This window comes from Kitasatospora sp. NPDC041917 (assembly GCF_055589745.1).
Map to the genome: position 1 here is coordinate 49,108 of NZ_JBVJBI010000025.1, position 12,554 is coordinate 61,661.

Below are 12,554 nucleotides of genomic sequence, written 5' to 3' on the forward strand. Positions count from 1 at the left end.
TCGTGGCTGAGAAGAATCGAACGCTCACCAGGCGTCCAGAGTCCCCACCCCGTGTTACCAGCCCGTGACCAGCCAGTCAAAGCGTGGTGAAAACCGGAAGGGCGGAGCCGAAGCTCCGCCCTTCCCGTGGCTCGAACCGATCGGTGGACCGGGAGGCCGCCGTCGGACCGCCGTCACACGCGTGATCGGACCGCGATCAGACCGCGGCCTGCGCGCGCCGCTCCAGCGCCTGCCGGTACAGCCGGCCGGCCCGGTACGACGAACGCACCAGCGGGCCCGACATGACGCCGGCGAAGCCCAGCTCCTCGGCCTCCTCCTGGAGCTCGACGAACTCCTGCGGCTTCACCCAGCGCTCGACCGGGTGGTGGCGCAGCGAGGGGCGCAGGTACTGGGTGATGGTGATCAGCTCGCAGCCGGCGCCGACCAGGTCGGCCAGCGCCTGGCTGACCTCCTCGCGGGTCTCGCCCATGCCCAGGATCAGGTTGGACTTGGTCACCAGTCCGGCCGCACGCGCCTGGGTGATGACGTCCAGCGAGCGCTCGTAGCGGAACGCCGGGCGGATCCGCTTGAAGATCCGCGGCACCGTCTCGACGTTGTGCGCGAGCACCTCGGGGCGGGAGGAGAAGACCTCGGCCAGCTGCTCGGGCACCGCGTTGAAGTCGGGGATGAGCAGCTCGACGCCGGTGCGGCCGGCCTCGCGGGCGGCGGTCATCGCGTGCACCTGGCGCACGGTCTCGGCGTACAGCCAGGCGCCGCCGTCCTCCAGGTCGTCACGGGCGACGCCGGTGATGGTGGCGTAGTTGAGGTCCATCGTGACGATGGACTCGGCGACCCGGCGCGGCTCGTCGCGGTCGAACTCGGCGGGCTTGCCGGTGTCGATCTGGCAGAAGTCGCAGCGGCGGGTGCACTGGTCACCGCCGATGAGGAAGGTCGCCTCGCGGTCCTCCCAGCACTCGAAGATGTTGGGGCAGCCGGCCTCCTGGCAGACCGTGTGCAGCCCCTCCTTCTTCACCAGCGACTGGAGGGCGTTGTACTCCGGGCCCATCTTCGCGCGGGTCTTGATCCACTCGGGCTTCCGCTCGATGGGGGTCTCGCTGTTGCGGACCTCCAGGCGGAGCAGCTTCCTGCCGTCGGGCGCGACAGCGGACACGTGCGACTCCTAGAACTAGACGGGGTACCCCCAGGGTACGCCTGTGGTTGTACGGCCTTCGCCGGGCCTGCCGCCCTGCAATCGCAGGGCAACATGGCTACCGGTCGGTAGATTCCCAGCGGCCGCCGGCAGTTTCGGCGGCCGTCGGCGGAAGGTGCGTCGGCGCTGCCGGGCGGGTCAGTGGCCGAGGACCGGTTCCGGCAGCTCGGCGAGGACGTCCGACAGGTGCCGTTCGACCACCGGCGCGGCCTCGGCGGCGGACAGTCCGCGCTGCAGCTCGCCGGTGAGCGAGGCGACGCCCGCGTCCCTGATGCCGCACGGCACGATCTTGTCGAACCAGGTCATGTCCGGGTCGCAGTTGAGCGCGAAACCGTGCATGGTCACCCCGCGGGCGACCCGCACGCCGATCGCGGCGAGCTTGCGGTCGTCACCGCGCTGGCCGGCGTTGGAGGGCGCGTACTCGGGGCCGGCCAGGCGCGGGTCGATGCCCAGCGGCAGGCCCATCCGCAGGGTCAGCCTGCCGATGTCCACCACCTGCGCCGGATCCACCACGGCGTCCGGGATGGACTCGCCCAGCACCCAGACGCCGCTGCGGCCCTCGACCCGGGTGGACCCGATGCCGAACTCGCCGGCGGTGCGGATCAGCGCCTCCTCCAGCCGGCGGACGTAGGCGATGACGTCGATCGGGTCGGGCAGCTTGACGATCGGGTAGCCGACCAGCTGGCCGGGGCCGTGCCAGGTGATCTCGCCGCCCCGGTTGACCTCGACCACCGGGGTGCCGTCCAGCGGCAGGTCGGCGGGGTTGGTGCGCTTGCCCATGGTGTACACCGACTGGTGCTCCAGGAGCAGCACGGTGTCGGGGATCTCGTCCGCGACCCGCAGCGCGTGCAGCCGCTGCTGCTCCTCCCAGGCCTCCTGGTAGGGCACGGTGCGCTCACCTATGCCCATGCGAACAAAACGCACGTTCTCGCTCACCGTTGCCGCTCCTTGCCGGGCGTTCGAGACCAACCTCGCCACTGTACGCCCAGCCCGGTCGAACCCCCTCGGCCGCCCATGAGCAGCGGTCCTGCCGGGTCCGGCCGTCCTGCCGGGGTCAGTTGCCCCGCCCCGGGCAGCGGTCCGGCCCGGGGGCGGCAGCCCGGCCCGGGAGCGGCAGCCCTCCCCGGGCGAGCCGTCGGCCTGTTCGGGCTCAGCCGCCCGCGAGCAGCTGCAGCCGCAGCGCGAGCTGGAGCTCCAGCGACCGCTCCGGCTGGTTCCAGTCCCGTCCGAGCAGCGCCTCGACCCGGTCCAGCCGCTGGACCACGGTGTTCACGTGGACGTGCAGCTCGTCCTTGGCCCGGGTCAGGCTGCCGCCGCAGTCGAAGTAGGCGCGCAGGGTGCGGACCAGCTCGGTGCCGCGCCGGGCGTCGTATGCCAGGAGCGGGCCGAGCGTCGAGCCGACGAAGCCGTCCACGTCGTGGCCGTCGCCGAGCAGCACGCCGAGGAAGCCGAGCGCCCGGGCCGAGGCGCCCTCCCCGGCGCGGCCGAGCACCCGCAGCGCCCGGAGGCAGCGCACGCCCTCGCCGTAGGACGCGGCCAGCGCGGACGGCCCGGCGGCCGGCCGGCCGGCGCCGACGGTGACCGGGAACCCGGCCAGCCGGGCCAGCCGTTCGGCGGCCTGCCGGGCGGTCTCCTCGGGGTCGTCGGTGCTGCCGCTCTCGACGGGCGCCAGCAGTACCACCGTCTCGGCGTGCTCGGCGCTGACGCCCCGGGAGCCGAACAGGTAGCGCCGGGCCGCACCGGCCAGCCGTGCCCGGTCGTCGGCCTTCCCGTCGGCGGGCTCCGCGACCAGCACGAGGTGCGGCCGGGCGAGGTCGACGCCGAGCCGGCGGCCGCGCGCGGTGAGCCCGCCCGGGTCCCGTTCGGGGGCGGTCAGCAGGTCGGTGAGCAGTTCGCCGCGGACCCGGTTCTCGGTCTCGGCGACCGAGCGGCGCAGCAGCAGGAGCAGCGCGGTGACCACGCTGGCCCGCTCGAACAGCCGCCGGTCGGCGTCGTCGAGGTCGGGCCGGCCACGCAGCACCATGGTGCCGAGCGCGTCGTGTCCGGCCAGCACCGTGCAGACCCACTGCTCGCCGTGCCGTACGGACCGGCCCTCGGCGCGGGAGGCGGCGACCGCCTCGGCCAGTTCGGCGGCGGGTGCGGAGCGTCCGGCCAGCGGTTCGCCCTCGGCGTCCAGGACCGCTATCTCCCCGCCCAGCAGGGCGGCCACGGCGGCGGCGACGTCCGGCACCTCGGCGCCGCGCAGCACCAGGTCGGTGAGCCGGTCGTGCGCCTGCTCGGCGCGCTGCACGGCGGAGGAGTGGGCCCGGACCAGCTCGTTGGCGGCGTTCAGCTCGGCGAGCGCGGCCCGGGTGTCGGCCAGCGACTTGGCGGTGTCCAGGGCGATCGCGGCGTGCGCGGCCAGCGAGCAGAGCAGCGCGACCTCGTCGGGGGAGAAGGCGCGCGGCGTGCGGTCGGCGGCGAAGAGGACACCGATGACCTGACCGCCGAGCAGCAGCGGCACCCCGATGATCGCCACCAGGCCCTCGTCCAGCACACCGGCGTCGATCGTGCCGGTGTGGTGGAAGCGTTCGTCGGTGCGGTAGTCGGGGGTGGCGTACGGGCGGGCGGTCTGGGCGACCAGCCCGCCCAGGCCGTCGCCGAGGCTGAGCCGCAGGGTCTGGAACAGGACGGAGACCGAGCCGTCGGTGACCCGCATGTAGGTGTCGCCGGCGCCCTCGTCCGGCAGGGTCAGGTACGCGGTGTCGGTGCCGAGCAGCATCCGGGCCCGGCGGACGATCGCCTGGAGCACGGTGTCCAGGTCCCGGGAGGCGGCGAGGTCCCCGGCGGTGTCGAACAGGGCTGTCAACTCGGCTTCGCGCCGCCGGTGTTGACGCAGGGTGCGGTGGACGCGCAGGGCCTGCCAGGTGGCGTCGTCGATCTCGGCGAGGACGGCGGCCGGCGCCCCGCGGCGGCGGGCGTCGGCCAGCACGTCGGCGAAGTCCTCGGTGGCGGCTCCGGAGGCGAGCAGGTCGAGCAGCCGCCGCAGCGCGGGCGCGGCGCTTTCGTGAGGGTGGTTCATGGTGCGTGCTGCCAATCGGCGTCGGTTCCGTCGGTTCCGAGAAACCGTGATCGTATCGGCTCGCTCCTCAGGCGACGGCGGGCTTTTCGGCCGATGCGGTGTCCGGCTCCCGGCCGTCCCGGCCGTCCCGGCCGTCCCGTCCCTCGACGTCCATGAGGTCCTGACCCCTGGTCTCCCGGCCGCACAGCACCGCCAGCACGGTGATCGCCGCCGCGATGGCGACGTACACCGCGATGGGCGTGGAGCTGCCGTAGTCCTTGAGCAGCGCGGTGGCGATCAGCGGCGCCGGGGCGCCGGCCGCCACCGAGGAGAACTGGGCGCCGATCGAGGCGCCCGAGTACCGCATCCGGGTCGCGAACAGCTCGGAGAAGAAGGCCGCCTGGGGCGCGTACATGGCGCTGTGGAAGACCAGGCCGACGGTCACGGCGGTGACCAGCGAGCCGAAGGACTTCGTGTCGACCATCCCGAAGAACACGAAGGCCCAGGCGCCCACCCCGACCGCGCCCACCAGGTACACCGGCCTGCGCCCGACCCGGTCGGACAGCGCGCCGAACAGCGGGATCAGCGTGAACTGGATCGCGGAGGCGATCAGGACGGCGTTCAGCGCGGTCTGCTTGGAGAAGTGGGCGTGGGTGACGGCGTAGGTGAGCACGAACGTGGTCATCACGTAGTAGGAGATGTTCTCCGCCATCCGCGCGCCCATGGCCACCAGCACCTCCCGCCAGTGGTCGCGCAACACCTCCACCAGCGGCAGCCGTTCGGCCGTGCTCCGCTCCTCCTGGCGCTTGTGCTGCGCCGCCAGCGCCTCCTTGAACAGCGGCGACTCGTCCACCGCGAGCCGGATCCACATCCCGACCACGACCAGCACCGCCGACAGCAGGAACGGCACCCGCCAGCCCCACGCCAGGAACGCCGCGTCCGACTGCACCGCCGTCATCAGCGACAGCACCCCGGCCGCCAGCAGGTTCCCGGCCGGCGCCCCGCCCTGCGGCCAGGACGCCCAGAACCCCCGCCGCCGCTGGTCCCCGTGCTCCGACACCAGCAGCACGGCGCCACCCCACTCGCCGCCGAGCGCGAAGCCCTGCACCAGCCGCAGCACCGTCAGCAGCACCGGCGCCGCGACCCCGATCGAGTCGTACGTCGGCAGCAGCCCGATCGCCGTGGTCGACCCGCCCATCAGCAGCAGGCTCACCACCAGCAGCTTCTTCCGTCCCACCCGGTCCCCGAAGTGACCGAACACCAGCGCCCCGAGCGGCCGTGCCGCGAACCCGATCGCGTAGGTCAGGAAGGACAGCAGCGTCCCGGTCAGCGGATCGCTGTGCGGGAAGAACAGCTTCCCGAACACCAGCGCCGCCGCCGTTCCGTACAAGAAGTAGTCGTACCACTCGATGGTCGTGCCGATCAGGCTCGCAGCCACCACTCTCGGGAGTGAACTGCTCGCCGCCGTACCTCGTGCGGAGGTGCTCATGGCCACCACTTCCAGAACCAGGGGGGAGACGATGTCGCCACAAGGTAGGAAGCACCCGACCCCGGGACTATGTGGACGGCCCACACAGTCCCGGGGTCGAATGTGCCTTCCTGCCCTATGAGAGGGGAGGCCTGATCGCCGGGCGCTCCCCGCTCAGTGGGCGGTCCAGCCGCCGTCGACGGGGAGGCTGGCGCCGGTGATGTAGGAGGCGGTGGGGGAGCAGAGCCAGAGGGCGAGTTGGGCGACCTCCTCGGGTTCGATGAGGCGCTTCACGGCGGTGCGGTCGAGCATGATCCGCTCGACCACCTCGTCCTCGGGGATGCCGTGGGCGAGCGCCTGGGCGGCGATCTGCTTCTCCACCAGGGGAGTCCGGACGTAGCCCGGGTTGATGCAGTTGCTGGTGACGCCGTACGGCGCGCCCTCCAGGGCGACGGTCTTGCTGAGGCCCTCCAGCGCGTGCTTCGCGGTGACGTACGCGGACTTGAAGGCGCTGGCGCGCAGGCCGTGGACGGAGGAGACGTTGACGACCCGGCCCCACTCCTGCTCGTACATGTGGGGCAGGGTGCGGCGCAGGATGCGGAACGGGGCCTCGACCATGACGCGCTGGATGAGCGTGAAGCGGTCGGGCGGGAACTCGTGCACGGGCGCGACGTGTTGGAGGCCGGCGTTGTTGACGACGATGTCGGCGTCGTCCGGCAGGGCGTCCACGGCCCCGGGGTCGGCGAGGTCGGCGACGATCGCGCGACCGCCGATCCGCTCGGCGAGTTCCTCGGCCGGGCCGGCCGCGAGGTCGACGACGTAGACCCGGGCGCCGGCCTCGGCGAAGGCCTCGGCGCAGGCCCGGCCGATGCCCGAGGCGGCCCCGGTGACCATGGCCGTGCGGCCGGCGAGCGGGCGGGCAGTAGAGGTGTCCATGGCCGAGAACGGTAGGAATCCGGCGGCCCCGCTCCCATGTGGCGGAACGCCACAGCAGTCCGCTGAGCTGTGGTGTCGTTCGCCATGACACCGGAGCGGGGTCCGAACGGCGGATCGACCCTCGGAGAGGCCCTCGGGGAAGCCCCTGGAACGGCCGGTGGTTCGACCCCGGACGACCAAACCCGAGAGGGCCCCGCTTCCCCACAATGGGCGCGGTTGCTTCACCCGTTCGGTGGATTGCTCGGTCAGATCCACCCATAGCGCCCGAATGCTCGCTACATTCACGCCGATTCCCGACAGGGGGCGCCGCCCCGGGCCGCCGAAGTGCTGGTGAGGCCCGGTGCGACGTCCGAGAGGTGTTGACAGACATGCCCCAACGGCCTGCAACCGACAGCCCGGCGTACGGACCGCTCGACCCGCTCGGCCAGCACCGAGGGACGGTCGGCCGGACCCTTCCGGACGCCCCCGACGCCCTGACCGCCGACACGCTGACCGCCGACGCCCCGGACGCCGACGACCGGCGGCTGCCGGTGCAGGCCACACCCGACCGGCACGAGAACCCCGCCGCGCCCGTGCCCGGCCCTCCCCGCGGCCCCGGCCACTCCGGCCCGGCCCCGCAGAACGGCCAGCTCGCGGCGCTGATCGAGGAGGCCGGCTTCTCGCACGCGGGCCTCGCCCGCCGGGTCGACCAGCTCGGCCTGGAGCACGGCCTGGACCTGCGCTACGACAAGACCTCGGTCACCCGCTGGCTGCGCGGCCAGCAGCCGCGCGGGGCCACCCCGGCGCTGATCGCCGAGGTCTTCACCCGCCGCCTCGGCCGCCGCCTCACCGCCCAGGACCTCGGCCTGGACGCCTGCGCCCCGGTCTACGCCGGTCTGGAGTTCGCCGAGACGCCGCAGGAGGCGGTGGACATCGTGGCGAGCATGTGGCGCAAGGACAACGGCCCGCAGTCCGAGCTGCGCCGGATCGCCTTCACCCCGGCCGGCCTGGTCGTCCCCAGCCGGGACTGGCTGATCGGCCGCACCGACGAGCGGGTCGCCCGGGACGGCTCCACCCTGACCCGCTCGGACGCCGCCGCCGGCCCGCCGTCCGGCAGCGCCACCTCCGCGGCCATCACCGGCGCCCCGGCGCCGGGCGCGCCCGGCGCGTCCCCCGGGAGCCCGGCGCGCGGCCCCGCCCCCGGCGTCCCCGGGGCCCCCACCGCCCGCAGCACGGCCGGGACCACCGGCACCGCCCCCACCATCGGCCGGGTGCCGATCCAGAGCCGCCGGCCGCCGGTCGCCGTCGAACCGCCGTACACCGACCCGGCCCGCGAGTCCCGCCCCACCCTGCGGGTCGGCCGCGGCGACATCGCCGCCATCCGCGCCGTCGGCGACCTCTTCCGCGCGCTCGACCACGCCTACGGCGGCGGCCACGCCCGCCAGGCGCTGGTCCGCTACCTGGAGAGCGAGGCCGAGCCGATGCTGCGCGGCCGCTACGGGGAACAGATCGGCCGGGCCCTGTTCGGCGCGGTCGCCGACCTCACCAGGCTGGCCGGCTGGACGTCCTTCGACATCGCCGCGCACGGCCTCGCCCAGCGCTACTTCGTCCAGGCGCTGCGCCTCTCCCAGGCCGCCGGGGACCGCGCGCTCGGCGGCTACGTGCTGGTGACGATGAGCCAGCAGGCCGTCCACCTGGGCCACGGCCGGGAGGCGGTCCAGCTCGCCCGGGTCGCCCAGCAGGGCGTGGGCACCGCCGTGCCGCCGGTCGTCCAGTCGCTGATGCACGCCGCCGAGGCGCGCGGGCACGGGCTGCTGGGTGACGTCCGGTCCTGCACCACCGCCCTGGTGCGCGCCGAGCGCTCCCTGGCGGCGGCCCGGACGGGCGACGAACTGCCCTCCTGGGCGCGGTACTTCGACGAGGCCCAGCTCTCCGACGAGTTCGCCCACTGCTACCGCGACCTCCAGCAGTGGCGGACGGCCGCGCAGCACGCCGAGAAGTCGCTGCGGCTGCGTTCGCCCGCCTACGCCCGCAGCCGGATCTTCTGCCGTCTGGTGCTGGCCACCGCCCGGCTCGGCATGGGGGACCTCGACGAGGCCTGCACCATGGCCACCGACGCGCTGCGGGCGGCGGGGGAGATGCGCTCGGCCCGCTCGCTGGAGTACGTCCGGGACTTCCACCGCCGCCTCACCCCCTACCGCGGCAGCCCGGTGGCCCGCGCCTTCGAGGAGACGGCCCGGCAGGCGGGGGTGATCTGACCGAAGGACGGGTGGGGCCCGCCCCACGCACCCGGCGCACGGAGGTCCGGGCCCAGCGGCCCCGGCCCGGACCTCCGGCCGTTCCGCGGCGGCCGTCACCGGCGCGGAGCGGCCCGCGGACGGCCGGGAACGGCCGGGAACGGCGGCAGGAACACGGGCACCGGCCACGCGGTGCCCGCCGTTCCGGCAGGGCGCCGCGACGCCCGCCGGAGCCGAGGAGCCTGCCGATGCCGCTCGCCGTGCCCGCGCCCGCGCCTGTGCCCGGGCGCGGGCCGGGCCGTCAGGCCGCCGCCTCCGCCTCCCGGGCGTCGGCGGGGACCCCGAGGTCGCCCAGCACCGCCTGTGCCGCCCGCCGCCCGGAGACCAGCGCGCCCTGCACGGTGCTGGTGTCCCGGTGGTCCCCGGCGACGTACAGCCCGGCCAGCAGCCGCACCGGGCGGCGGGGGTTGTGCGGCGGCGGCATCGCGGGCAGCGCGTCCGGGACGTGCCGCACGCCGAGGAACTGCCAGCCCGACGTCGAGCCGCCGTACAGCTCGGCCAGCCGGGCCCGGACGGCCGGTTCCAGACCGGCCGGGCCGCCCACGTCGAAGGCGCGCCGCCCGAGCACGGTGGTGGCGATCAGCGACTGGCCGGCCGGGGCGTAGGACGGGTGCAGCTCGCTGAGCACCAGCGAGTGCGAGACCAGCGGCGGGTGCCCGTTCGGCCGGTCGCCGTCGAGCAGCAGGACGGCCTCGCCCAGCGGGGCGGCGTCGGCGGCGTGGTAGAAGGTCGTGACGGGGTGGAAGTCCGGTAGCCGCAGCCCGGGCAGCAGTTCGGCGGCGGAGCGGGCGTCGGTGGCGACGATGACGGCCTGGGCGCCGATCCGCCCGTGCGCGGCGGTCTCCACGCCGTCCGCGGCGATCGAGGTGACCCGCACCCGGGTGCGGACGGTGCCGGCGGGGAGGGCGGCGGCCAGTTGGGCCGGCACCGCCGCGATCCCGGCGGCGGGCAGACAGAGCCGCCCACGCGCGTACGAGCGCAGCACCAGGTCGGCGACCCGGCTGCTGGTCCCGAGCGCCGGATCGGAGAGCAGGGCGCTGAGCAGCGGTCGCAGGAAGCCGTCCACGGTGCGCTGGGCCAGGCCGTGGCCGGCCAGTGCGCGGGCGGCGGTGGTCTCCGGACGGGCCTGGAGCCGGCCGACCGGGGTGGCGGCGAGCCGGCCGAGCCGGCCCGCCAGCCGGGCCTTGTCCAGCGGGCTGCCGAGCGGGGCCCGGGCGGCGGCCTGCCGGGCGACGGTGAGCTGGGGGTCCCCGGCGCGGTACCGGCGGCCGGCGCTGTGCACCAGCACGCCGGGCGCGAGCTGGCGCAGGTCGAGGCGGTCGAGGTCGAGCGTGCGGCGCAGCTCGGGGAAGGCGGTGTTCAACAGGTGACTGCCGTCGTCGAGCCGGAATCCGTCCTGCTCGCGGGTGGCCATCCGGCCACCGATCCGGTCGGTGGTCTCCAGGACCTGAACGGTGAGGCCGTGGCCGGTGAGCGCGCGGGCGGCGGCCAGGCCCGCGAGTCCGGCGCCGACCACGACGACGTCCGGGTCGGACGGCCGGCGGGCGCGGCGGGTGAAGTCGTACGTGGGCACTGGGGTGCTCCCTCCCTGGTCCCGGGGCTCCGGCCGACGCAGGCAGCGGGGTGCCGGGACACGGTCCGTGGAGGGTGATGCCCAGTCAGTGTGAGCATCAGACAAGCGCATCGGGCCGGATCCGAAGGCCGGGGAGGGTCCTGCGGCACCGGGCGGGGGAGTGGTCACGGACAGTGCGCCGTGGTGGCCGGGTTCGGGGGTCGGTGGGCGCGTACGGTCACCGGGGGCGTGCGACGCGCCCACCATGTGCTCCCGTGCGCCCCCTCCCCGGGCCCCCTCGGGCCCCGCTCGGCATATGCCGCTGGCCAGGGCGGATACCGTCGTCGGAGTACGTACGGGCTCCGCGCGACCCGCGCGCCCGCCTACCCCCCCGGCGCGCGCAGCCACCCCGCGCGCCCGCCGCCCAGCACCCGCCCCAGGAGCCGCACCAACCCGTGCGCCGGCCGCGCCCGTCCCGTCGGCCGCGCCCGTCCCGTCGGCCGCGCCCGTCCCGTCGCCCGGCACCCGCTCCGCGCGTGCCCCTGACGCCGCCCCGCGCACCCGTCACATCGCGGCGAGCACCGCCGAGTACACGTCCGGGTGGGTGAAGCGGAAGCCCGCGTCCAGCAGCCGCCGCGGCACCACCCGGTGGCTGCCGACCACCTCGATCGCCAGCTCGCCCAGCACCGCCTTGAGCACCGCCTCCGGCACCGGGAACGGCGTCGGCCGCCGCAGCGCCCGGCCCAGCGCGGTGGTCAGCTCGGCGTTGGTCGCCGGGTTCGGCGCGGTGAGGTTGAAGGCGCCGGAAAGGTCGTCGTGGTCGATCAGGAACCGCAGCGCGGCCACCTCGTCGTGCAGCGAGATGAAGCTCCAGTACTGCCGCCCGTCGCCGAGCCGCCCGCCGAGACCCAGCTTGAACAGCGGGAACAGCCGCCCGCCCGCCCCGCCGGCCGCGGACAGCACCATGCCGGTGCGCGGGTGGACGACCCGGATCCCGGCCCGCTCGGCCGGCCGGGCGGCGTCCTCCCACTCCCGGCAGACCTCGGCCAGGAAGTCGTCGCCGGCGGGGGAGTCCTCGTCGATCACCCGGTCGCCGGTCTGCCCGTACCAGCCGACCGCGGAGGCGCTCACGAGGACCTGCGGCGGCTCCTTGAGCCCGGCCAGGGCGACGGCCAGCGTCTCGGTGCCGTACACCCGGCTCTCCCGGATCTCCCGCTTGTAGGAGTCCGTCCAGCGGCGGTCGCCGACCCCGGCGCCGGCCAGGTGCACCACGGCCTGAACCCCGGTCAGTCCGTCCCGTTCGACCTCGCCGAGCAGCGGGTTCCAGCCGATCGCGGTGCTGCCGTCCGGCCGTGGGCCGGTCTTCGAGCGGTGCCGGACCAGCCGGACCACCTCGTGGCCGTCCGCCAGCAGGGAGCGGACGAGCGCCGAACCGATCAAACCCGTGGAACCCGTGACAGCGATGCGCATGCGCCCATCCTCGCAGCTCCCGCGCGCTCCCGCGGTGTTCCCGACCGGCCGTCACCTCCGCGTGCGCCGTTAGCATGACGCGCATGCCTGACGACGATCTGATCATCCGTACGGCGCGGAGCGAGGACGAGCGCGAACTCGCCGTCCTCAACCACGCGGCCTGGTCCGTCCTGTCCGACGTCTCCCCGCAACCGCCCGTCGAGGACCCGCTCTTCGACGAGCGGCACGCCCCCGAGCACTACCTGCTGGCCGTGCTGGACGGCCGGATCGTCGGTTACATCCGGCAGGTCCCGGCCACCCGGCTGGCGAGCAACCGGCACGTGCGGCAGATCCAGGGCCTGGCCGTCGACGGCACCGTCCGCGGCCGGGGCATCGGCCGGCGGCTGGTCGACGCGGCCTGTGCGGCGGCCCGGGCCGAGGGCGCCCGCAAGATGAGCCTGCGGGTGCTCGGGTGGAACGCTCCGGCCCGCCGCCTCTACGAGAGCTGCGGCTTCGTCGTCGAGGGCTCGCTGGCCGAGGAGTTCCTGATCGACGGCCGGTACGTGGACGACATCTGGATGGCCCGCGGCCTGGCCGACTGAGCGGCAGGGCAGCCGCCCTGCCCGCACCCGCGCGGTCCTCCC

9 protein-coding genes are annotated in these 12,554 nt (G+C 74.9%); 2 read left to right on the forward strand and 7 right to left on the reverse strand.

Annotated elements, in window-relative coordinates; translation table 11 throughout:
• Window positions 1-196: 196 nt before the first annotated feature.
• The 5 genes from lipA to ACZ6EM_RS26870 all read right to left on the reverse strand — a co-directional run bounded on the left by lipA (window position 197) and on the right by ACZ6EM_RS26870 (window position 6,633).
• The gene (gene lipA, locus ACZ6EM_RS26850; protein ID WP_359896996.1) at window positions 197-1,150 is read right to left on the reverse strand and encodes a lipoyl synthase; all 954 of its coding nucleotides are present in this window, start codon (window positions 1,148-1,150) and stop codon (window positions 197-199) included.
• Between the two features lie 177 nt (window positions 1,151-1,327).
• Entirely contained in the window at window positions 1,328-2,098 is a 771-nt protein-coding gene (lipB, locus tag ACZ6EM_RS26855; RefSeq protein ID WP_465773431.1) for a lipoyl(octanoyl) transferase LipB, read from the reverse strand.
• A gap of 241 nt (window positions 2,099-2,339) precedes the next feature.
• Window positions 2,340-4,250: a helix-turn-helix domain-containing protein gene (locus tag ACZ6EM_RS26860; RefSeq protein ID WP_465773416.1), complete on the reverse strand. Its 1,911-nt coding sequence runs from the start codon at window positions 4,248-4,250 to the stop codon at window positions 2,340-2,342.
• A gap of 67 nt (window positions 4,251-4,317) precedes the next feature.
• The gene (locus ACZ6EM_RS26865) at window positions 4,318-5,718 is read right to left on the reverse strand and encodes an MFS transporter (RefSeq protein ID WP_465773417.1); all 1,401 of its coding nucleotides are present in this window, start codon (window positions 5,716-5,718) and stop codon (window positions 4,318-4,320) included.
• Between the two features lie 153 nt (window positions 5,719-5,871).
• A complete protein-coding gene (locus ACZ6EM_RS26870; RefSeq protein ID WP_401055666.1) occupies window positions 5,872-6,633 on the reverse strand; it encodes a 3-hydroxybutyrate dehydrogenase in 762 nt (253 codons plus the stop codon).
• Between the two features lie 368 nt (window positions 6,634-7,001).
• On the opposite strand from ACZ6EM_RS26870, the gene ACZ6EM_RS26875 reads away from it, so the two are divergent.
• Window positions 7,002-8,870: a regulator gene (locus tag ACZ6EM_RS26875; protein WP_452178370.1), complete on the forward strand. Its 1,869-nt coding sequence runs from the start codon at window positions 7,002-7,004 to the stop codon at window positions 8,868-8,870.
• A 280-nt stretch (window positions 8,871-9,150) separates the two neighbouring features.
• On the opposite strand, the gene ACZ6EM_RS26880 is transcribed toward ACZ6EM_RS26875, so the two are convergent.
• Window positions 9,151-10,482 carry an FAD-dependent oxidoreductase gene (locus ACZ6EM_RS26880; RefSeq protein WP_401054957.1) on the reverse strand — a complete coding sequence of 444 codons (1,332 nt, stop codon included), beginning with the start codon at window positions 10,480-10,482 and terminating at the stop codon, window positions 9,151-9,153.
• A 543-nt stretch (window positions 10,483-11,025) separates the two neighbouring features.
• Complete coding sequence (locus ACZ6EM_RS26885) at window positions 11,026-11,931, reverse strand: TIGR01777 family oxidoreductase (RefSeq protein ID WP_359897007.1); 906 nt, start codon at window positions 11,929-11,931, stop codon at window positions 11,026-11,028.
• Window positions 11,932-12,014: 83 nt separating this feature from the next.
• Between ACZ6EM_RS26885 and ACZ6EM_RS26890 the strand changes: the two genes are divergently transcribed.
• Window positions 12,015-12,512 carry a GNAT family N-acetyltransferase gene (locus ACZ6EM_RS26890; RefSeq protein ID WP_359897009.1) on the forward strand — a complete coding sequence of 166 codons (498 nt, stop codon included), beginning with the start codon at window positions 12,015-12,017 and terminating at the stop codon, window positions 12,510-12,512.
• The last annotated feature ends 42 nt before the right edge of the window (window positions 12,513-12,554 follow it).

Excerpts from the sequence above, each read along its gene's own strand:
- lipB (WP_465773431.1), bottom strand. The coding sequence starts at position 2,098 with ATGGGCATAGGTGAGCGCACCGTGCCCTACCAGGAGGCCTGGGAGGAG.
- ACZ6EM_RS26860 (WP_465773416.1), bottom strand. The coding sequence starts at position 4,250 with ATGAACCACCCTCACGAAAGCGCCGCGCCCGCGCTGCGGCGGCTGCTC.
- ACZ6EM_RS26865 (WP_465773417.1), bottom strand. The coding sequence starts at position 5,718 with ATGAGCACCTCCGCACGAGGTACGGCGGCGAGCAGTTCACTCCCGAGA.
- ACZ6EM_RS26870 (WP_401055666.1), bottom strand. The coding sequence starts at position 6,633 with ATGGACACCTCTACTGCCCGCCCGCTCGCCGGCCGCACGGCCATGGTC.
- ACZ6EM_RS26875 (WP_452178370.1), top strand. The coding sequence starts at position 7,002 with ATGCCCCAACGGCCTGCAACCGACAGCCCGGCGTACGGACCGCTCGAC.
- ACZ6EM_RS26885 (WP_359897007.1), bottom strand. The coding sequence starts at position 11,931 with ATGCGCATCGCTGTCACGGGTTCCACGGGTTTGATCGGTTCGGCGCTC.
- ACZ6EM_RS26890 (WP_359897009.1), top strand. The coding sequence starts at position 12,015 with ATGCCTGACGACGATCTGATCATCCGTACGGCGCGGAGCGAGGACGAG.